Source organism: Streptomyces sp. NPDC023723 (genome assembly GCF_040639815.1).
In the GTDB taxonomy this organism is placed as follows: Bacteria; Actinomycetota; Actinomycetes; order Streptomycetales; family Streptomycetaceae; genus Streptomyces.
Genome location: NZ_JBFAAP010000001.1, coordinates 288099 through 308540, shown reverse-complemented (window position 1 = coordinate 308540; position 20442 = coordinate 288099). Strand labels below are relative to the sequence as shown.

The 20442-nt window shown below is 74.7% G+C and carries 15 protein-coding genes; 8 read left to right on the top strand and 7 right to left on the bottom strand.

The window, feature by feature from the left end:
- Positions 1-36: 36 nt before the first annotated feature.
- Positions 37-2622 carry a bifunctional FO biosynthesis protein CofGH gene (locus AB0G32_RS01500; RefSeq protein WP_361156542.1) on the bottom strand — a complete coding sequence of 862 codons (2586 nt, stop codon included), beginning with the start codon at positions 2620-2622 and terminating at the stop codon, positions 37-39.
- 156 nt (positions 2623-2778) lie between these two features.
- Here AB0G32_RS01500 and AB0G32_RS01495 point away from each other — a divergent pair, with 156 nt between their 5' ends.
- On the top strand, positions 2779-4302 hold the full coding sequence (locus tag AB0G32_RS01495; RefSeq protein WP_361156540.1) for a CehA/McbA family metallohydrolase: 1524 nt from the start codon (positions 2779-2781) through the stop codon (positions 4300-4302).
- 76 nt (positions 4303-4378) lie between these two features.
- On the opposite strand, the gene AB0G32_RS01490 is transcribed toward AB0G32_RS01495, so the two are convergent.
- Positions 4379-5188 carry an endonuclease/exonuclease/phosphatase family protein gene (locus AB0G32_RS01490; RefSeq protein WP_361156537.1) on the bottom strand — a complete coding sequence of 270 codons (810 nt, stop codon included), beginning with the start codon at positions 5186-5188 and terminating at the stop codon, positions 4379-4381.
- Positions 5189-5464: 276 nt separating this feature from the next.
- Here AB0G32_RS01490 and AB0G32_RS01485 point away from each other — a divergent pair, with 276 nt between their 5' ends.
- Both AB0G32_RS01485 and AB0G32_RS01480 read left to right on the top strand, forming a co-directional pair.
- The gene (locus tag AB0G32_RS01485; RefSeq protein WP_361156535.1) at positions 5465-8401 is read left to right on the top strand and encodes a BTAD domain-containing putative transcriptional regulator; all 2937 of its coding nucleotides are present in this window, start codon (positions 5465-5467) and stop codon (positions 8399-8401) included.
- Positions 8402-8603: 202 nt separating this feature from the next.
- On the top strand, positions 8604-8762 hold the full coding sequence (locus AB0G32_RS01480; RefSeq protein ID WP_361156532.1) for a hypothetical protein: 159 nt from the start codon (positions 8604-8606) through the stop codon (positions 8760-8762).
- 233 nt (positions 8763-8995) lie between these two features.
- Here the strand turns inward: AB0G32_RS01480 and AB0G32_RS01475 are convergent, their stop codons facing one another.
- Together AB0G32_RS01475 and AB0G32_RS01470 are read right to left on the bottom strand one after the other, a co-directional pair.
- Positions 8996-11353: a serine/threonine-protein kinase gene (locus AB0G32_RS01475; RefSeq protein WP_361156530.1), complete on the bottom strand. Its 2358-nt coding sequence runs from the start codon at positions 11351-11353 to the stop codon at positions 8996-8998.
- A 169-nt stretch (positions 11354-11522) separates the two neighbouring features.
- Entirely contained in the window at positions 11523-12260 is a 738-nt protein-coding gene (locus AB0G32_RS01470) for a VOC family protein (protein WP_361156527.1), read from the bottom strand.
- A gap of 135 nt (positions 12261-12395) precedes the next feature.
- Here AB0G32_RS01470 and AB0G32_RS01465 point away from each other — a divergent pair, with 135 nt between their 5' ends.
- From AB0G32_RS01465 to AB0G32_RS01455, 3 genes are all read left to right on the top strand, one after another.
- Positions 12396-13031: a TetR family transcriptional regulator gene (locus tag AB0G32_RS01465; protein WP_361157141.1), complete on the top strand. Its 636-nt coding sequence runs from the start codon at positions 12396-12398 to the stop codon at positions 13029-13031.
- 180 nt (positions 13032-13211) lie between these two features.
- A complete protein-coding gene (locus AB0G32_RS01460) occupies positions 13212-13637 on the top strand; it encodes a pyridoxamine 5'-phosphate oxidase family protein (protein ID WP_361156524.1) in 426 nt (141 codons plus the stop codon).
- Positions 13638-14303: a pyridoxal 5'-phosphate synthase gene (locus tag AB0G32_RS01455; protein WP_361156521.1), complete on the top strand. Its 666-nt coding sequence runs from the start codon at positions 13638-13640 to the stop codon at positions 14301-14303.
- 148 nt (positions 14304-14451) lie between these two features.
- Here the strand turns inward: AB0G32_RS01455 and AB0G32_RS01450 are convergent, their stop codons facing one another.
- Entirely contained in the window at positions 14452-15054 is a 603-nt protein-coding gene (locus AB0G32_RS01450) for a GNAT family N-acetyltransferase (RefSeq protein WP_361156519.1), read from the bottom strand.
- 177 nt (positions 15055-15231) lie between these two features.
- Between AB0G32_RS01450 and AB0G32_RS01445 the strand changes: the two genes are divergently transcribed.
- Positions 15232-16872, top strand: coding sequence for a subtype B tannase (locus AB0G32_RS01445; protein ID WP_361156516.1), 1641 nt, complete (start codon positions 15232-15234; stop codon positions 16870-16872).
- Positions 16873-16911: 39 nt separating this feature from the next.
- Positions 16912-18114, top strand: coding sequence for an NAD(P)/FAD-dependent oxidoreductase (locus tag AB0G32_RS01440; protein WP_361156513.1), 1203 nt, complete (start codon positions 16912-16914; stop codon positions 18112-18114).
- A gap of 7 nt (positions 18115-18121) precedes the next feature.
- On the opposite strand, the gene AB0G32_RS01435 is transcribed toward AB0G32_RS01440, so the two are convergent.
- Both AB0G32_RS01435 and AB0G32_RS01430 read right to left on the bottom strand, forming a co-directional pair.
- A complete protein-coding gene (locus AB0G32_RS01435) occupies positions 18122-19084 on the bottom strand; it encodes a hypothetical protein (RefSeq protein WP_361156511.1) in 963 nt (320 codons plus the stop codon).
- A gap of 21 nt (positions 19085-19105) precedes the next feature.
- A complete protein-coding gene (locus tag AB0G32_RS01430; protein WP_361157138.1) occupies positions 19106-20353 on the bottom strand; it encodes an MFS transporter in 1248 nt (415 codons plus the stop codon).
- Positions 20354-20442 lie beyond the last annotated feature (89 nt).

The following is a 20442-nucleotide window of genomic DNA, read 5'->3' as shown; positions in this document are numbered from 1 at the left end:
TCTCCGGCAGGCGGCGGTCGGGCGCCGGAGCGGACCTCAGTCCAGTACCGGCAGGAGTTCCGGCAGGTGTCCGTCCGACGCCGACGCCGCGCGCTGCCGTTCCTCGGGGACCTCGCCGTAGAGCGTGGTGCGGGGCCGGGCCGGGCGGCCCGCCGCGTCGGCGACCGCGATCAGGTCCTTGACCGACTTGTAGGAGCCGTAGGAGGAGCCCGCCATCCGGGAGATGGTCTCCTCCATGAGCGTGCCGCCGAGGTCGTTCGCGCCGGAGCGGAGCATCTGGGCCGCGCCCTCGGTGCCGAGCTTCACCCAGCTGGTCTGGATGTTCGGCACCCAGGGGTGCAGCAGGAGGCGGGCCATCGCGGTGACCGCGCGGTTGTCCCGCATGGAGGGACCGGGGCGGGCGATGCCGGCCAGGTAGACCGGCGCGTTGGTGTGGATGAAGGGCAGGGTGACGAACTCCGTGAAGCCGCCGGTGCGCTGCTGGATGCCGGCCAGGGTGCGCAGGTGGCCGAGCCAGTGCCGGGGCTGGTCGACATGGCCGTACATCATGGTCGAGGAGGAGCGCAGGCCCAGTTCGTGGGCGGTCTCGACGACCTCGATCCAGGTGGCGGCGGGGAGTTTGCCCTTGGTGAGGATCCAGCGGACCTCGTCGTCGAGGATCTCGGCCGCCGTGCCGGGGATGGAGTCCAGTCCCGCTTCCTTCGCCGCGCTCAGCCACTCGCGGATGGACAGGCCGGTGCGGGTCGCGCCGTTGACGACCTCCATCGGGGAGAAGGCGTGCACGTGCATGCCGGGGACGCGTTTCTTGACCGCCCTGGCGATGTCGAAGTACGCGGTGCCGGGCAGGTCCGGGTGGATGCCGCCCTGCATGCAGACCTCGACCGCGCCGACCTGCCACGCCTGCTCGGCGCGGTCGGCGACCTGGTCCAGGGAGAGGGTGTAGGCGTCGGCGTCGGTGCGGCGCTGCGCGAAGGCGCAGAAACGGCAGCCGGTGTAGCAGACGTTGGTGAAGTTGATGTTGCGGGTGACGATGTAGGTGACGTCCTCGCCGACGGCTGACTTCCGGACGTCGTCCGCGATGCCGGTGAGGGCGTCCAGCGCCGGGCCGTCCGCGTGCAGGAGAGCGAGGGCCTCGTCGTCGGTGAGCCTGGTGGGATCGGCGGCGGCGGTGGTGAGGGCGGCGCGTACGTCGGTGTCGATGCGCTCGGGGGCCATGCCGGGGGCGGCGGCCTCGCGCAGGGCGGCCCAGTCGCCGTAGACCTCGTCGAAGTCGTCGCGGCGGTCGCCGGTGCGGCCCTCGGTGTCGATGGTGTGGTGCAGGTCGGTGCGGCCGGTGGCGGTGAACACCTCGTCGGGTTCCTGCCAGGGCAGCCCGGTGGGCCGCGCGTCCGCGCGGGCCAGGCCGGTCTCCGGGTCGGCGAGGGCGCGGACGTGCGGCAGCAGCCGGGGATCGAGCCAGGGCTCGCCGCGCCGGACGAACTCCGGGTAGACGCAGAGACGTTCCCGCAGCTCGAACCCGGCCGCCCGGGAGGTGTCCGCCAGTTCCTCGATCACCGGCCAGGGGCGCTCGGGGTTGACGTGGTCGATGGTGAGCGGGGAGACCCCGCCCCAGTCGTCGATGCCGGCCCCGATCAGCCGGGCGTACTCGGCGTCGACCAGGTTCGGGGGTGCCTGGAGGCAGGCGCTCGGGCCCATGATGTGCCGGGCGACGGCGACCGTGGCGACCAGTTCGTCGAGTTCCGCGTCGGGCATGCCGCGCATCGCGGTGTCCGGCTTGGCGCGGAAGTTCTGGATGATCAGTTCCTGGATGCCGTGGTAGGCCCGGGAGACCTTGCGCAGCGCGAACAGGGACTCGGCGCGCTCCGCGTAGCTCTCGCCGATGCCGATGAGCAGGCCCGAGGTGAAGGGGACCGAGGAGCGGCCGGCGTCCTCCAGGACCCGCAGCCGGACGGCGGGTTCCTTGTCCGGGGAGCCGTAGTGGGGGCCGCCGGGCTCCGACCACAGGCGGGTCGCGGTGGTCTCCAGCATCATGCCCATGCTCGGTGCGACGGGCTTCAGGCGCTGGAAGTCGGTCCAGGTCATGACGCCCGGGTTGAGGTGCGGGAGAAGACCCGTCTCCTCCAGGATGCGGATCGAGATGGCGCGGACGTAGGCGATGGTGTCGTCGTAGCCGTGCGCGTCCAGCCACTCGCGGGCCTCCGGCCAGCGGTCCTCCGGCTTGTCGCCGAGGGTGATGAGGGCTTCCTTGCAGCCGAGGGCGGCGCCCTTGCGGGCGATGTCCAGCACCTCGTCCGGGGACATGAACATGCCGTGGCCGGCGCGGCGCAGCTTGCCGGGGACGGTGACGAAGGTGCAGTAGTGGCACTTGTCCCGGCACAGCCGGGTCAGCGGGACGAAGACGCTCTTCGAGTACGTGATGACGCCGGGGCGTCCGGCGGCCGCGAGGCCCGCGTCGCGGACCCGGGCGGCGGACGCGGTGAGGTCGGCCAGGTGCTCGCCGCGCGCCTGGAGCAGGACGGCGGCCTCGGAGACGTCCAGGGCGACGCCGTCCCGGGCGCGTTTGAGGGCGCGGCGCAGGGAGTTCTCGGTGGGGCCGGTTCCGGAGGGCGCGGAAGTCGTCATCCTTCGAGCATACGAGCGCGGTGATCAGGGCGGAGTGACGGCCGGGAGGCGGCCCTTCGCGGCGATTGTTTCTTCTGCCCGCTGTCTTCCCTTGTCCCTCGGTTCACGGGTCAATACCAGAGTCGCGGCCACCGCCTGGTATCGGGAGCAGCCACCATGTGCGAAGAGAGTTCCGCCGGGATCGGCAGACGCGCCGTGTTCGTGACGGGGGCCGCCGCCGCGCTTACGCTCGGCACCGTGAGCTTCGCGTCGGCCGCCGAAGGACAACAGACCAGGACGATCCGGGGCACACTGCCCACCGGGTCGCCGGACTTCGTGTACGTGCCGGTCGAAGTACCGGACGGGGTGCGGGAGTTCCGGGTCTCCTACAGCTACGACAAGCCCGCCGTGCCGGCCGGCACCGCGGGCAACGCGCTAGACATCGGCCTGTTCGACGAACGCGGCACCGAGCTGGGCGGCCGGGGTTTCCGGGGCTGGTCGGGCGGGGCGCGCACCGAGTTCTTCGTCCGGGCGGACGAGGCGACGCCGGGATACCTCCCCGGGCCGGTGCGGGCCGGGACCTGGCACATCGCGCTCGGCCCGTACACGGTGGCCCCGCAGGGGCTGGCGTACGAGCTCACGGTGACGCTGGCGTACGGCGAACCGGCCGCGGCCGCGACGCCGGTCTATCCGCCGGAGCGGGCCGGGGGACGGGGGCGGGCCTGGTACCGGGGGGACTGCCATCTGCACTCCTGGTACTCCGACGGGCGGCGCACCCCGGCCGAGATCGCGGCGCTGGCGCGGGCGGCGGGCCTTGACTTCATCAACTCCTCCGAGCACAACACGCACGCCGCGCACGCCCACTGGGCCGAGCTGGCCGGGGACGACCTGCTGATCATGGTCGGCGAGGAGGTGACGACCCGCAACGGACACGTGCTGGCGCTGGGCACGGACCCGGGGACCTTCGTCGACTGGCGCTACCGGGCGCGCGACAACCGGTTCGGCCGGTTCGCCCGGCAGATCCGCCGGGCCGGCGGGCTGGTCGTCCCGGCCCATCCGCACGCCACCTGCATCGGCTGCAACTGGAAGTTCGGCTTCGACGAGGCGGACGCGGTGGAGGTGTGGAACGGGCCCTACACCCCGGACGACGAGGTGGCGCTGGCCGACTGGGACGGCATGCTGGTGGCGTCGGTGCGGGACGGGAGCGACGGGCGGGACGGGCGGGGCTGGCTTCCGGCGATGGGCAGCAGCGACTCGCACCGCGATCCGGACGTGATCGGGCTGCCGCAGACCGTCGTCCTCGCCGACGACCTGACCCGGCGCGCGATCCAGGACGGCATCCGGGCCGGGCGGTGCTACGTCGCCGAGTCCGCGCGGCTCACGCTGGCGTTCACCGCGGCGGGCGGGCGCGGGGAGCACGCCGGGATCGGCGAGCGGCTCGCGGTGGCCGGCGACACCCCGGTCACCGTCCGGCTGGCGGTGACCGGCGCGCCGCGCTGCACCGTCCGGTTCGTCACCGACCAGGGAGTGCTGCACACCGGCGGCCCGCTGCCGGTCTCCGGCGAGGGCGTGGTGGAGTGGCGGACCACCGCCTCGTACGCGGCCTACGTCCGGGCGGAGGTACGGCACGAGGTGGCGGCGGGAGCGCTGCCGGGGGCGCTGGCGGCGTTCACCAACCCGGTGTTCCTGGGCCGTCGTTAGGGGGCTTGCGCCCCCTGGGATGTGGGCCGCCGTTAAAGGGCCTGCGTCCCCTGGGGTGTGGGCCGCCGTCAGGGACCTACGCCCCCTGGGGTGCGCCGGCCCCCGCCAGGTCCGCGACCACCGCGAAGTGGTCCGAGGGCCATACGCCGTCCACCGGACCGTCGCCCGCCCGGCGCACCGCCCGGACCCGGCCCAGGCCGCCGGGGCCGGGCGGGCCGGGGCGGATGTAGTCGACGCGGTTCGGCGGGCCGTCGCCGGTGACGTACGGGTTGGCCGGGTCCCAGGTGGCGGACGGTGCGGCCGGGTCGGCCAGGTCCCAGGCGTCCGGGTAGCCCCGTGCGGCGAGCAGGCGGATCTCGTCGGTGCCGGGGCCGGCGTTGAAGTCCCCGGTGAGCACGCCCGGGTGGGCGGTGCCGCGCCGGTGCCGGTCGAGGAAGCCGGTGACCGCGGTGACCTGGCGGCGGCGGACCGCCGAGGCGGGCGCCGCCGAGGTCAGGTGGGCGGTGCAGAACGGGACCTGGTGCCCGGGCGCGTCCAGACCGGCGTACAACGCGATTCGCCCGTCGTCGAGTTCGGCCGGCGCCGGCAGCCGCAGCGCCGCCCGCTCCACCACCGGCCAGCGGCTGAGCACCGCGGTGCCGATGACGACCGCGTCGGAGCCGATCCGCCGCTGCCAGCGCTCCGGCGCGCCGTACGCCGCCCAGGTCCAGTGCAGGCCGAGTTCGCCGGCCAGCCACTCGGCGAGGTTGCCGCCGTCCTCCGACGCCCAGACCTCCTGGAGGCCCACCACGTCGGGGCCGAGGTCCCGCAGTACGGCCAGGACCGCCTTCTGCCGTTCCGCCCAGGGACCGAACCGCCACCACAGATTCCAGGTCACGACCCGCACGACCGCACCACCCGTCTCTCCCGCGTCCCCGCGTCCCGGTGTCCCCGGGTCTCCACGGGAACCTTCCCCGAGGCTTCCCGGCGAACATGACCAACGGGCGACGGACCGGAGACGGACCGTCCGCGACCGCGGTGGCGCACCGGCCGTTTGGGGAGACCGTGTGAGAGCTGTGTGCCACGCCGTACCTCCGGCGCCGATCCGCGCGTCCCCCGGCTGACGGGGACGGCACGGACAGGGCAGACTGACGGGGTTGCTCGGGATATCTAGGGGGACTGGATGGACGGTGAGCCGCGAACGCCGGGGCAGCGGGCCGCCCTGCGGTTCGGCGTGCTCGGTCCGGTACGCGCCTGGCGCGGCGACGAACCGCTGGCCACCGGCTCGCCCATGCAACGCGCCCTGCTCGCCGCCCTGTTGCTGCGCGAGGGCCGCACCGCGACCGCGGCGGAGCTGATCGACGCCCTGTGGGGCGAGGAGCCGCCGCCCCGGGCGCTGGCGGCGGTCCGCACCTACGCGTCCCGGCTGCGCAAGGTGCTCGGCGAGGGGGTGCTGGTCAGCGAGTCCGGCGGGTACGCCGTGCCCGGGCCGGCCGACGGGGCGCTGGACCTCACCGACGTCCAGGACGTGGCCGTCGCCGCGGAGAAGGCGCGCGCCGCCGGTGACCTGGGCCGGGCCCGGGAGCTGCTGCGCGGCGCGCTGGCCCGGTGGGACGGCGAGGCGCTGGCCGGCGTACCCGGGCCGTACGCGCAGGGGCAGCGGGTGCGACTGGAGGAGTGGCGGCTGCAACTCCTGGAGACCCGGCTCGACCTGGACCTGGCGCAGGGCTGCCACGCGGAGGCCGTCTCCGAACTGACCGCGCTCACCGCCGCGCACCCGCTGCGCGAGCGGCTGCGCGAACTGCTGATGCTGGCGCTGTACCGCAGCGGACGGCAGGCCGAGGCGCTCGCCGTGTACGCCGACACCCGGCAGCTGCTGGCCCAGGAGCTGGGCGTGGACCCGCGGGCGCGGCTCCAGGAGCTCCAGCGGCGGGTGCTGCGCGCCGACCCGGCCCTCGCGGAGCCCGCCGGGCCGGTCGAGCGGCCCGCGCCGGCCCCGGTCCGCCCGGCGCAACTGCCGGCCACGGTGCCGGACTTCACCGGGCGGGCCGCGTTCGTACGGGAGCTGAGTGAGGTGCTGGGCTCGGCGGCGGGCACCGCGGGCCGGGTGATGGCGCTGTCCGCCGTCGCCGGGATCGGCGGCGTCGGCAAGACGACGCTCGCGGTGCACGTCGCCCACCAGGCCAGGGCCGCCTTCCCGGACGGACAGCTCTACGTCGACCTCCAGGGCGCCGGGACCCGGCCGGCCGAGCCGGAGACGGTGCTGGGCGCGTTCCTGCGGGCGCTGGGCACCCCCGACTCGGCCGTCCCCGACTCGCTCCAGGAGCGGGCCGCGCTGTACCGCTCGGTGCTGGACGGCCGCCGGGTGCTGGTGCTGCTGGACAACGCCCGGGACGCCGCCCAGGTCCGTCCGCTGCTGCCGGGCGCGGCGGGCTGCGCGGCGCTGGTCACCTCCCGGGTGCGGTTGGCGGGGCTGGCCGGGGCCCATCTGGTCGACCTGGACGTCATGTCGCCGGAGGAGGCGCTGGCGCTGTTCACCCGGATCGTCGGCGCCGAGCGGGTGGCGGCGGAGCGGGAGGCCGCCCTGGACGTGGTGGCGGCCTGCGGTTTCCTGCCGCTGGCGATCCGGATCGCCGCGGCCCGGCTGGCCGCCCGGCGCACCTGGACGGTGTCGGTGCTGGCCGCCAAGCTCGCCGACGAACGCCGCCGGCTGGACGAGCTGCAGACCGGTGACCTGGCGGTGGCCGCCACCTTCGAGCTGGGCTACGGCCAGCTGGAGCCCGCCCAGGCCCGGGCGTTCCGGCTGCTGGGGCTGGCCGACGGCCCGGACATCTCGCTGGCCGCGGCGGCGGCGGTACTGGACCTGCCGGCCGAGGACGCCGAGGACCTGCTGGAGTCGCTCGTCGACACCTCGCTCCTCGAGTCGGCGGCGCCGGGCCGCTACCGGTACCACGACCTGGTCCGGCTCTACGCGCGTGCATGCGCCGAACGCGACGAGTCGCCGCCGGGCGAACGGGCCGCGGCGCTGGCCCGGCTGCTGGACTTCTACCTGGCCACCGCGTCCGCCGTGTACGCCATCGAGCGGCCCGGCGACCGGCTGGTGGACCACCTCGCGGCGACCGCGTACCCGGGGCTGGCCTTCGCCGACCGGCACGCGGCCCGGGACTGGCTGTACGCCGAGGCGCACGTCCTGCTGGCCTGCGTGCAGCAGAGCGCGAAGGGGCCCGCCCTGGCCCGTGCCGTCGATCTGCTGTGGGCGGCCAAGGACCTGGCCGAGTCCGGGGCCAACGCCAAGCAGTACGAGGTCGCCGCCCTCGCCCTGCGGGACGCGGCCGAGGACGCGGCCGGTCCCGGTGTGCTGAGCCGGGCGCTGACCACGCTGACCAACGTCCATCTGGTGGCCGGGCGGTTCGCCGCGGCGGAGGAGCAGGCCCGGCTGGCCATGGAACTGGCCGCCCTCGCCGGGGACCCGGCACCGCACTGCTGGGCCGCCAACGACCGCGGCATCAGCGCGATCTACCAGGGGCGCAACGCGGAGGCCGAGGGGTACCTGCGGCAGGCCATCGAGATCTTCCGCGCGGACCGGAACCTGGCCGGGGAGGCCAGCGCCCTGTGCAACCTCTCCCGCAGCCACCTGGCCCTGGGCCGCACCACCAGCGCGGTGGAGCTGGCCCGGCAGGGCATCGCCATCTACGACCGGCTGGGGCACGCCCTGCGCGGCGCCAACGGCCGCTACGCGCTGGGCCTGGCGCTCACCGGGCAGGGCCGGCTGGACGCGGCCGTCGACCGGCTGACCGAGGCGCTGGAGGTGTTCCGCGACAGCCGGCAGCGGCTGTGGGAGGGGATGACCCTGTTCCGGCTGGCCGAGGCGCGGCTGGCCGGGCGGGACCCGGCGCGCGCCGCCGCCCTGGCCGAGCAGGCGCTCGCCGTGCTGCGCGGGGACAGCGGCGAGTGGCGGCGCGGCAACGTGCTGACCGTGCTCGGCCGCGCGCTCGGCGCGCTCGGCCAGACCGGCCGGGCCCGGGCCTGCTTGCAGGAGGCGCTCACCGTCTTCGAGCGGCTCGGCGCGCCGGAGGCCGACGAGGTGCGGCCGCTGCTCCGGCCGGCCGCCGTCGCCTGAGCCGCGCGGCGGCGTCCGCGGCGTTCATCGTTCGTTTATCGCCGCGCGGCACCCTCGGTCTGTCGGTCCGTCGCGTCGGGGGGCAGACGGATCAGCGGCGCTCGGCGTCGCTAGGGTGAACGACCCTGACATGCCCGTCCGGCAGCCGCTCGGGGGAGCCGCCGGGCGGGCGTTCGCCGATCGATGGACAGGAGTTCAGGTCATGGCCGATGCCAAGAAGGACACCGTGGTCAAGCCGCTCGACAACCACGTCATGGATGCCGAGACCGAGGCCACCACGCAGGACAACCACGTCATGGACGAGGAGACCGCCACCACCGCCACGACGACGACGGCGGCGGCGACGACCGACGAGTCCTGACCGCGCCTCCGCACCGGAGGGGGCAGCGGGGCAAGCCGGGGGGACCGGGGGGACCGGGGGAAAAGGGGGACGGGGGAAGAGGGGGACGGGGGACGGGGGAAAAGACGGGGGACGGCGGGGGAACGGCCGCGGTGGCGCCGAGGGGGGAGCCACCGCGGCCGACGCATGCCCGGCCCGTTCCTGCCCCGCCCGTTCCTGCCCCGCCCAGCCCGGCCCGGCCCAGCCAGCAGGACCTACGTGCTCCGGGCCGTCCCCGTGCCCTTCTCCGCGTCCAGCGCGTACACGCAGCGGTCCTTGCTGCACGCGTAGACGATGCCGTCCCGCACCACCGGTGTGCCGGTGATCTCGCCGCCGGTCGCCAGCTTCCAGCGCAGCCGGCCGTCGTCGGCCTTCAGCGTGTAGAGGAGGTGGTCGGTGGAGCCGAAGTGGATGCGGCCCTCGGCCACCGCGGGCGCGCCCACGATGTCGCCGCCCGCCTGGAACCGCCACTTGGGCGTGCCGGTGACGGCGTCCAGGGTGTAGAGGCCCTTGCCGCTGCCGACGTGCACGTGGCCGGCGGCGACCAGCACCGGTTCGGTGGCGGTGCGCGCCTCGGTGGCGATCCGCCAGCGGTCCCGGCCGTCGGCGGCGTCCAGCGCGTACACCGTGCCGAGGTAGTCGGCGAGGTAGACACCGCCGCCGGTGACGGCCGGGCCGGGCACGAAGACCGGCGGGGAGAGGAAGACCGCGGGGGCCTCGAAGTGCCAGCGGACGTGTCCGGTGGCCACGTCCAGGGCGAGGACGCGCGTACCGGCGCAGACGTACACGCAGCCGTCCGGTGCCCGGCCGATCCGGACCGGCACGCCGCCGCAGGAGGCCGCGTCGCCGATCGGGTACGACCAGCGCTCCTCGCCGCCGCGGGCGTCCAGGGCGCGCAGCCGGGCGTCCTGCCAGACGTAGACCGTGCCGTCGTGCAGGACCGGGCCCGCCTCCGGGGACTCGAAGTCGGTCTGGCAGCCGCTGGTCTCCCACAGTCTCTGTCCGGTGGCGGCCTCCCAGGCCTGGACGCCGCCGCCGCGGGTGCCGGTGACGACGGTGCCCTGGTCGGCCTTGAGCGCGTACACCCAGGCGTCCGTGGACAGCCGCCACAGGTCGGCGCCCTCCCGGGCGTCCAGCGCGTACAGGGTGGGCCCGTCGGAGGCGTGGATACGGCCGTCCGCGACCGCCATCGACCAGGCCACGTCCCGGGTCTTGAAGCGGCGCCGGCCGGTGGCCACGTCCAGGGCGTGCACCTCGAAGGAGGTGACGTAGACCAGGTCGCCGGCGACGGACGGGGTGCCCCAGACGTCGTTGGACATCCGGAACCGCCAGGGCCGCCAGCCGGTGGCCGCCGGGTCGGGCGGCGCGGTGGGCAGTGCGGCCGGGGCGGGCGGTACGGCGGTGTCGGCGCCGTTGGCGCCGGGTCGGGGCTTGGCCCAGGAGGCGGACAGCGCGGCCTCCGGGGGCGGCGCCTTGACCACGGCGGCGCGGGTGTCGGCGACCCGGGGGCCGGGGCCGATGGGCACGGCGGCGCCGGCCAGCCGGACCGGGCCGGGGTCGGGGGCGCCGGCCGGGGCGGGCACCGCCGGGGCGTGGGCCGGCGGCGGCGGGACGGCCGGGGCGGGGACCCGGGCGGCGGGGGCCCGGCCGGCGGTGGTGGCGGGCCGGGGTGCGGGCCTGCCGCCCCGGCGGGACTCGATCAGGCCGACCGCCCGCTCGGGCAGCCAGGCCGACGCCGTACCGCTGTCGTCGGAGCCGGAGCCGAACAGGTGCGGGGCGAGCTGGGACTGGAGGTCGGCGGGGCTGGGCCGGCCGTGCGCCTCCATCTGCATGCAGGACTCGATCAGCGGGCGCAGTTCCGCGGGCAGCCCGTCCAGGTCGGGGCCCTCGCGCAGCAGCATGAAGACCGTCTCGACCGGGTTGGCGCCGTGGAAGGGGGCGTGGCCGGTGGCGGCGAAGACGAGCGTGGAGCCGAGCGAGAAGACGTCGCTGGCGCCGGTCACCGAGCGGGAGTCCTTGGCCTGCTCCGGGGACATGTAGGCGGGGGTGCCGACGGCGACGTTGGTCATGGTCAGCCGGGTGTTGGAGACGCCGGAGGCGATCCCGAAGTCGATCACCCGGGGGCCGTCCTCGACGACGAGCACGTTGGACGGCTTGAGGTCGCGGTGGACCAGCCCGGCGCCGTGGATGGACTGGAGCGCCTCGGCGATGCCCGCCGCCAGCCAGCGCACCGCCTGGGCCGGCAGCGGCCCGCACTCGTTCACTATCTCTTCCAGCGAGGGCGCGGGCACGTACGCGGTCGCCAGCCACGGCACGGCGGCCCGCGGATCGGCGTCGACCACGGCCGCCGTGTAGAAGCCGGACACCGCGCGGGCCGCCTCGACCTCGCGGGTGAAGCGGACCCGGAACAGCTGGTCCTCGGCCAGTTCCGTGCGCACGGTCTTGATCGCCACCCGCCGGCCCGATGCCGAGCGCGCGAGATAGACCAGCCCCATGCCGCCGGCCCCGAGCCGCCCCAGCACCTCGAACGGCCCGATCCGCCGCGGATCGTGCTGCGTCAGCTGATCCACCACTTGCCTGCCACCTCCCCGTACGAGCCGCGCCACCCACATATGTACGCGACCGAAGTGCAGCGTCTCACCACCACACCGCCGCGGCGGCACGCACCCTGATTCTTCCTGTCCGAAGCCTTGGTGGCGAACCCGCGGTCAATCAGGGTGTCTCGCGGCAATCCAGGGCAAATCAGCGTTGCAGCAGGGCGAACGAGGCTCCTTGATCGTCGGTGACCACCGCGACTCCGCCGTACGACGTCTCGAATGGCGGAACCTGTACCCGGCCGCCGAGCCGGACCGCCGTGCCGAGCGCCGCCTCGCAGTCGCCGACCAGGAAGTGGACCAGGAAGTGCGGCGGCATCTCGGCGGGGAAGACGCCGGTCAGCGGGGCCCGGCCGAAGTCGGGCTCGGCACCGGGGCCGAACAGGGCGTCGTGGAACAGGTCGCCGTAGAAGCGGTCGGCGGCCTCGGTGTCCCTGGTGTACAGCTCGGCCCAGGTGAAGGTGCCCGGCTCGTGCCGGCGGCCGAAACCGGCGTGCCGGCCCGGCTGCCAGAGCGCGAAGACGGCGCCCTGCGGGTCGGCGGCCAGCGCCGCGCCGCCCAGGTCGCCGTCCGAACGGGGCGGGGTGACGAGCTGCCCGCCGCCCGCCTCGATCCGGCGGGCCAGCGCGCGGGCGTCGGCGGTGGAGAAGTACACCGTCCACACGGTGGGCATGCGGCCGTCGGTCTTGGGGGTGAGGGCGGCGACGGGCGCGCCGCGCAGCCGGGCCCAGACGGTCGCGTCGTCCCTCGGGGCGTCGAACGTCCACCCGAAGAGCTCGCCGTAGAACCGCCGGCCGGCCGCCACGTCGGGGAGTTGCGCGTCCACCCAGCAAGGGACGCCCTCGGGGTAGGTGCAGGCGTCGCCGGATGCGCTGTTTTCGGCCATGTCGCCAACGTAACCGGATGCCGCGCACCGCGCAGACCAGGCACAGCGCTCCCGGGACCACCGCGCACCCCATTTGCAGTCGGCCGAATCGCGCCCTGATCACCCCTCGGTAAGCTGACGGGCATGACAGGACAAGTGCGTACCGTCGACGGGCGGGTGGCCGGCCGGCGAGGGCAGGCGACCCGGCAGAAGCTGCTCGACTGCCTCAGCGAGATGCTCAGCTCCTCCCCGTACCGCGACGTCAAAGTCATCGATGTCGCCCGCCGGGCGGGCACCTCGCCCGCGACCTTCTACCAGTACTTCCCGGACGTCGAGGGCGCCGTCCTGGAGATCGCCGAGCAAACCACCGCCGACGCCGCCGACTTGACCGCGCTGGTCCAGGGCCGCTCGTGGACCGGCCGGGCCGGCTGGACGACCGCGCAGGAACTCGTCGACGGATTCCTGGAGTTCTGGCGGAAGAACGACGCCATCCTCCGGGTCGTCGACCTCGGTGCCGCCGAGGGCGACAAGCGGTTCAGCAAGCTCCGGACCCGGATCCTCACCTCGGTGACCGGCTCGCTGGCGGACTCCGTCGCCGAGTTGCAGGCCAAGGGCAAGGTCGACAAGGACGTCAGCCCGGCCGCGGTCGCCGGTTCGCTGGTCGCGATGCTGTCGGCCGTGGCCTCGCACCAGAAGGGCACCTCCGCCTGGGGCGTGAAGCAGGCGGAGCTGAAGCCGGGTCTGGCGCTGCTGGTCCATCTGGGCGTCACGGGCCGCAAACCGACGAAGTAGCCCCCCGCGCCTTGCCGTTCCCTGCCTTGCCGTTTCCTGCCCTGCCCTGTCCTGTCCTGTCCTGCCCCGTCCAGTCCTGTCCGTCGGACGGCGGTCCACTCCGGTGGGCCGCCGTTCGTCGTTTCCGGCAGACTGGACCGGGATCACGACTCGCATCCGAGGACGTCCGAGGAGACCGACATGGCGCTGAGCCGCGCAGAGCGTGAACAGTTCCTGGCCGAGCCGCACATCGCCGCGCTGGCGGTCGACGCGGGCACCGGGCGGGCCCCGCTGACGGTGCCCATCTGGTACCAGTACGCGCCCGGCGGCGACGTCTGGATCCTGACCGGGGCGACGTCGCGCAAGTACGAGCTGATCAAGGCGAGCGGGCGGTTCTCGCTGCTGGCCGACCGGGTGGAGCCCACCATCCGGTACGTCTCGGTGGAGGGGCCGGTCACCGGGACCGAGCCCGCCACCCGGGAACTGCTCCGGGAGATGTCGGCCCGCTATCTGCCGGCCGGGAAGGTCGACGGGTATGTCGACTTCGCCTGGGAGAACCACGGCGAGCAACTGATCATCCGCATGCGGCCCGAGCGGTGGCTCTCCTCCGACCTCGGCTCGGTCTGAGTGACCGGCGAGCTCGACGGTCTGCTGCGGTCGCTGCGGGTCTGGGACCCGGCGGTGACCGAGCTGCCGCCGTTCGACCCGGCCACCGCACCCGCCGAGCCGCTGCCGCTGTTCACGCGGTGGTTCGCCGAGGCGGTGGCGGCCGGGGAGCGCGAGCCGCACACCGTGTCGCTGGCGACGGCGGACGAGGACGGCCGCCCGGACGTGCGGATCGTGATGCTGCACGGCGCGGACCCGGACGGCTGGTCCTTCGCCACGCACTCCGGCAGCCGCAAGGGCCGCCAGCTCGCCGCCCGCCCGCAGGCCGCCCTCGCCCTCTACTGGCCGCTGCTCGGCCGCCAGGTGCGGGTGCGCGGCCCGGTCGGCGCCGCGCCGCCCGAGCAGGCGCGGGCGGATCTCGGGGTGCGCTCCACGGGCGCGCTGGCCGCCGCCCTCACCGGCCGGCAGAGCGAGCCGCTGGAGTCACTCGCCCAGCTGGCGGACACGTCGGCGGCGGCCTGGGAACGGGCCCGCCGGGAACCGGACGCCCCGGCCCCGACCTGGACGCTGTACCGGCTGCGCCCCGACGAGGTGGAGTTCTTCCAGGGGGACGCGCGGCGGCAGCACGTGCGGCTGGTGTACCGCCGGGAGGCGACGGGGTGGCGGCGGGGGTTGCTGTGGCCCTGAGGGGGCAGGGCAGTGGTCGCAGCGCCGGTTGCAGCGCCGGTCGCAGCAGTGATCGCAGCGCCGGTCGCAGCGCCGGTCACCGCAGTGGACGGAACAGTGATCGCAGCGCCGGTCACCGCAGTGGACGGAGCAGTGGTCGCAGCGCCGGTCACCGCACCGGTGGCTCGTCCGTGGCCAGTCGCGCGTGCAAATGGACGTCGCGGAACGCGTCGTGCCGCTCCGCCTCGAACATCGCGTCGCGCAGTACGCCCTCGGCCCGGAACCCGCACCGCTCGGCGACCCGGCAGGAGGCGCCGTGCCCGACGCCGTGGCCCAGCTCCAGCCGGTGCAGCCCCAGCTCGGCGTAGGCGTACTCGGCGGCCAGCAGCAGGGCGCGGGTGGCGACGCCCCGGCCGCGCGCCTCGGGCAGCACCCAGTAGCCGACCCGGGCCACCCGCATGGGCCGGTTGATCTCGTTGACGCCGACGTGGCCCAGCGTCGCCCCGGTCTCCTCGTCCGTGACCCGGAAGGACACCGAGCCGCCGTCCGCCTCCTGCCGGGCCCGGCCGCGCAGCGCCTCGCGGACGCTGTCCAGGTCCGTGACCAGGTTCAGCGGGGTGTTCCAGCGCCGGAAGTCGGGGTCCAGCAGCCCGCGCAGCCAGGTCTCGGCGTCGGCGTCCGAGTCGGGGTCCCAGGCGCCCAGACGCAGGCCGTGGCCGGCGGGCCGGGGCCGGGGGACGGAGAGCGGCAGTCGATCACTCGTTCGGGACATGGGGCCATTCAATCCCTGTACCGGCCACCCAGTCACCCCCGTGCTCCCCTGTGAGTCGACCGTGAAACTGTGCGTCCCCCGTGAATACCGCCGAAGCCCGGCAGATTGTTGGCAATCTTGTCGACGATTGCCTACGTTCACAGACGCAAGCCCGTACGGACCCAGAAGGGCGTCAACGTGAAGCACAGGGCAGTCAAGCGCAGGAGTGTCGTGCTGGGAATCGGCGCGACCGCGGGCGTCGCCGCGGTGGGCGGCATCGCCCTGACCGCGCAGGCCGAGAGCGAGAAGGGCGGCTCCTCCGCGTCCGGCGCGCTGGTCTTCGACACGGCCGCGTACACCACGCTGACCACGACCGTCACGGACCCGGCCGGTACCGAGCACGAGGTGACGTACCGCTTCTGGAAGGCCATCACCTACGTCTCCAAGCCGGTCGACGAGGCGTACCAGAGCCTGAACGTCAGCGTCCCGGTCAAGATCGACGGCAAGGCGGTGGACGCCACCGGCGCCCCGATCCTGTTCGCCAACTCGGTCGGCGGCTACATGCCCTCGTCGGTCGCCGAGGCCACCGGCGTGGGCGGCGGCATGAGCGGCACCGCGCCGAGCGGCGCCGCGAGCGCCTCGGCCGCCCCGTCGGCCGCGGCGTCCTCCGCCACCGGCACCGAGTCCGGCAGCTCCGCGCAGCAGGCCGGCGGCAAAATGGTCAGCCTGCCGCAGCTCGGCCTGGCCGCCGGATACGTGGTGGTGGAGCCGGGGGCGCGCGGGCGCACCCTGAAGAACAGCGCCGGCGAGTACTACGGCACCGCCCCGGCCGCCATCGTCGACCTGAAGGCCGCCGTCCGCTACCTGCGCGCCAACAAGGGCCGCGTCCCGGGCGACGTGGACCGGATCTTCTCCACCGGCACCAGCGCCGGCGGCGGCCTGTCCGCGCTGCTCGGCGCGTCCGGCGACAGCCCGATCTACGACAAGTACCTCAAGGAGATCGGCGCCGCCGACGCCTCGGACGCGGTCTTCGCGACCGGCGCCTGGTGCCCGATCACCGACCTGGAGCACGCCGACGGCGCCTACGAGTGGAACTGGGGCGGCAACAAGCTCAGCACCGGCGCGCAGGTCGACCAGACGGTGTCCAAGGAACTGAAGTCGCAGTTCGCGGAGTACCAGGCGGGCCTGAAGCTGCGCGGCCTGAACGGCTTCGGCACGCTCACCGCCCGCAACTACGACGAGTACCTGGTGAAGACGTACCTCCAGCCGTCCGCCACCAAGTACCTCGCCGCCCTCTCTGACGCGGACCGCGAGACGTACCTGGCGAAGAACACCTTCATCGCCTGGGACGGCGAGAACGCCACCTTCAGCTGGGCCGACTTCCTCACCCACGTCGGCGCCCGCAAGAAGGACGCGCCCGCCTTCGACCTGTTCGCCTTCCCGACCGACTCCTCGGACACGATGACCGGCGACATCAACAACGAGTTCGGCAAGGGCACCGAGCAGTTCCGCCACTTCACCCTCTACAGCCTGCGCGAGGACAAGGGGAGCAGCGCCCGGCTGGCCGGCGACATCCCCGAGAAGCTGCGGCTGATGAACCCGATGCACCACCTGATCGACCAGCCCAACTCCGGCCGTACCAAGCACTGGTGGATCCGGCTCGGCACCTCCGACTCCGACACCGCGCTCACCGTCTCCGCCAACCTGGCGGCCGCCGCCGACCAGTTGGGCGACGACGTCAGCCACCTCTACTACTGGGACGCGGGCCACGGCGCCAACGAGGACCCCGGCGACTTCATCGAGTGGATCGCGAAGACGGCCGGTTACAAGTCGGCCTAGCCGGGCCCACCGGACCGTGCGGGTGATTACGCTCGCCGCATGGCCGACTCCGCGACCGACTCCCCCACGCCCGCCGCCGGACCCGGTGACCTGCCGGTCTACGTCGTCGGCGGCGGGCCGGGCGGCCTCGCCGCCGCCCACGCCCTGCGCGCCCGCGGCATCCGGGCCGTCGTGCTGGAACGCTCCGACCGGGTCGGCGCGTCCTGGCGCCGGCACTACGACCGGTTGCGGCTGCACACCACCCGCCGGCTGTCGTCGCTGCCCGGTCTGCCGATGCCGCGCCGCTTCGGGCGCTGGCCGGCCCGGGACGACGTGGTGCGGTACCTGGAGAAGTACGCCGAGCACCACCGCCTGGAGGTGGTCACCGGCGTCGAGGTGTCCCGCGTCGACCCCGCCCCCGACGGCACCGGCTGGCTGCTGCGCGCCTCCGGCGGCCGCGAACTGACCGGCGCCGCGGTGGTGATCGCCACCGGCTTCAACCACACCCCGCGGCTGCCCGACTGGCCCGGCCGGGACGCCTACACCGGCACCCTCCAGCACGCCGCCGACTACCGCAACGCGGCGCCCTACGCCGGCCGGGACGTCCTGGTCGTCGGCGTCGGCAACACCGGCGCCGAGATAGCCGTCGACCTGGTGGCGGGCGGCGCCGCCCGGGTCCGGCTGGCCGTGCGCACCGCGCCGCACATCGTGCGCCGCTCCACGGCCGGCTGGGCCGCCCAGTACTCGGCCGTCCTGGTCCGCCGGCTGCCGGTCCGCCTGGTCGACCGGCTGGCCCGGACCATGGGCCGGCTGAGCGTGCCCGACCTGTCGGCGCACGGCCTGCCCCGCCCGGACACCGGCCTCTACAGCCGGGTGCGGCAGGGCTCCATCCCGGTGCAGGACGTCGGCCTGATCGACGCGGTGCGCCGGGGGCGGGTGGAGGTGGTCGCCGCCGTGGACGGTTTCGAGGACGGCAAGGTCATCCTCGCCAACGGCGACCGCATCGCCCCCGACGCGGTGATCGCGGCCACCGGCTACGACCGCGGCCTCACCGCTCTCGTCGGCCACCTGGACGTGCTGGACGCGCGCGGCCGCCCCACCGCGCACGGCGCCCGCTCCCCCAGATCAGCGCCCGGCCTGTACTTCACCGGCTTCACCAACCCGATCAGCGGCATGCTCCGCGAACTCGCCCACGACGCCCTCCGCATCGCCAAGACGGTCGACCGCCGCCAGGGGGCACGGCTGTCCCGGTTGCCGGGCTAGGCGTGGGCTAGGCGGTCTCCGTCCGGGTCAGGACACGCAGGTCGCCCGCGTCGGGATCGCCGAACAGGACGAAGAGTTCGGGGGCGCGGGCGGTGCCGCCGATGGTCCAGTACGTGTCCCGGCCGCAGCCTTGGGCGCGGACCACGACGGCGTCCCGGGTCCCGGGTCCGCTGCCCAGGTCGTCGTCGGGGCCGTCCCGGTCGAGTCGCCAGGTGCCGGTGCCGTCGCAGCGGGGGAACGAGCCGTCCGCCCAGTCGTCGCCGGACCCCGATTCGGCCGGCACCCGGGTCAGTACGGCCCGGCCGCCGGGCTCCAGCCGCAGTACCGCACCGCCCGCCCCGCGCCAGCCGCCGGTGAGCTGAGCGGCGGTGAGCACCGGGGGCTCGTACTCCTCGACCAGGCCCGCGCGGGCGGCCAGCGCGAGGCCGCCGACGGCCGCGCCGGCCAGCACCACGCCGGCCCCGCCCGCCGCGAACCACGTGCCCCAGCAGCCCCATTCCGGCAGCTCCGGCTCCGTACCACGCCCCCGGCGGGCGGCGGCGAGCACCGGCAGCACGCCGAGCGAGGCGAACGCCACGGCCGTCACCCCGAAGTCCGCTCCCGTCGCCCGGGCTGCCAGGACCGCCCACCCGGTGCCGAGCAGCGCCACGGCCACCAGGTGCCGCAGCCATCCGGGGGCCGGCAGCCGGCGGGCCGGCGCCGTGCGGGCGAGGACGCCGGCCGGGGCGATGTGCAGCACGGTGTGCAGCAGGCCGAGGACCGGCAGGTACAGCGGCGCGAACACGAACAGGCAGGCCAGGCCGAACGCACCGCCGTAGCCCACGCCGTGGTCGTCCCGGCCGCTCTCGGCCAGCACCCACCAGACCACACAGGCCGCCGGCAGTTGTCCCGCGCTCCACGCCGCGGCCCGGTGCGTCTCCTCGTACGTCCAGGCCGAGCGGACCCGCCGGACCGTGTTCCCCCACTTCACGGCCGGGAGCGTACTCGCCGGTCAGGCCGGTGCGGCCGGCAGGGCCGGTGCCGGGTGGCGGCGGATCACCAGGGCCATCAGGGCGGCTGCCGCGCACAGCGCGCCGGAGGCGTACCAGACGACGTCGTAGGAGCCGAAGGCGTCCCGGGCGACGCCGCCGAGGAAGGCGACCAGGGCGGCGCCGACCTGGTGGGAGGCGAGCACCCAGCCGAAGACGATCGCGCTGTCGTCGCCGAACCGCTCGCGGCACAGGGCCAGGGTGGGCGGCACGGTGGCGACCCAGTCGAGGCCGTAGAAGACGATGAAGAAGATCATCGGGGGGTGCACGGTGGGCGCCAGGAGCATCGGGAGGAAGAGGAGGGAGGCGCCGCGCAGGGCGTAGTAGACGGCGAGCAGGCGGCGGGCCTCGAAGCGGTCGGTGAACCAGCCGGAGGCGATGGTGCCGACCACGTCGAAGACGCCGATGACGGCGAGCAGGGAGGCGGCGGCGGTGACCGGCATGCCGTGGTCGTGCGCGGCGGGCACGAAGTGGGTCTGCACCAGGCCGTTGGTGGAGGCGCCGCAGATCGCGAAGGTGCCGGCCAGCAGCCAGAACGGTCCGGTGCGGGCGGCCGAGAACAGCACGCCGAGGGTGCGGCGGGCGGCGCCGGGCACGGGCGCGGGTCTCGGTACGAACTCCTCGGCGCCGTACGGTTTCTGGCCGAGGTCGGCCGGGTGGTCGTGCAGCAGCAGCCAGACGAAGGGGACGACGGCGAGCGCGGCGAGCGCGACGGTGACGGCCGCCGGGCGCCAGTCGTGCGCCTCGACCATCCAGGACAGCAGCGGCAGGAAGATCAGCTGGCCGGAGGCGGAGGCGGCGGTGAGGATGCCGCTGACCAGGCCGCGCCGGGTGGTGAACCAGCGGTTGGTGACGGTGGCGGCGAAGGCGAGCGCCATCGAACCGGAGCCGAGGCCGACCAGCAGCCCCCAGCAGAGCAGCAGTTGCCACGCCGACTGCATCCACACGGTCAGTCCGGAGCCGAGCGCGATCACGGTCAGGGCGACGGCGACCACCTGCCGGATGCCGAACCGGTCCATCAGGGCCGCGGCGAACGGGGCGGTCAGCCCGTAGAGCGCCAGGTTGACGGAGACGGCGGCGCCGATCGTGCCGCGGGACCAGCCGAACTCGGCGTGCAGCGGGTCGATGAGGATGCCGGGCACGGCGCGGAAGGCGGCGGCGCCGATGATCGTCACGAAGGTGACGGCGGCGACGAACCAGGCGCGGTGCACCCCGCGGCGACGGCGCCGGGCGGGCCCGGTCCCGGGCCGGGCCGACCCGGCGGCACGCTCGCGCCCGCTCGTCCCGGCCACGCCACATG

Excerpts from the sequence above, each read along its gene's own strand:
- AB0G32_RS01460 (WP_361156524.1), top strand. The coding sequence starts at position 13,212 with ATGGCGCTGAGCCGCGCAGAGCGTGAACAGTTCCTGGCCGAGCCGCAC.
- AB0G32_RS01440 (WP_361156513.1), top strand. The coding sequence starts at position 16,912 with ATGGCCGACTCCGCGACCGACTCCCCCACGCCCGCCGCCGGACCCGGT.
- AB0G32_RS01485 (WP_361156535.1), top strand. The coding sequence starts at position 5,465 with ATGGACGGTGAGCCGCGAACGCCGGGGCAGCGGGCCGCCCTGCGGTTC.
- AB0G32_RS01495 (WP_361156540.1), top strand. The coding sequence starts at position 2,779 with ATGTGCGAAGAGAGTTCCGCCGGGATCGGCAGACGCGCCGTGTTCGTG.
- AB0G32_RS01480 (WP_361156532.1), top strand. The coding sequence starts at position 8,604 with ATGGCCGATGCCAAGAAGGACACCGTGGTCAAGCCGCTCGACAACCAC.
- AB0G32_RS01470 (WP_361156527.1), bottom strand. The coding sequence starts at position 12,260 with ATGGCCGAAAACAGCGCATCCGGCGACGCCTGCACCTACCCCGAGGGC.
- AB0G32_RS01500 (WP_361156542.1), bottom strand. The coding sequence starts at position 2,622 with ATGACGACTTCCGCGCCCTCCGGAACCGGCCCCACCGAGAACTCCCTG.
- AB0G32_RS01450 (WP_361156519.1), bottom strand. The coding sequence starts at position 15,054 with ATGTCCCGAACGAGTGATCGACTGCCGCTCTCCGTCCCCCGGCCCCGG.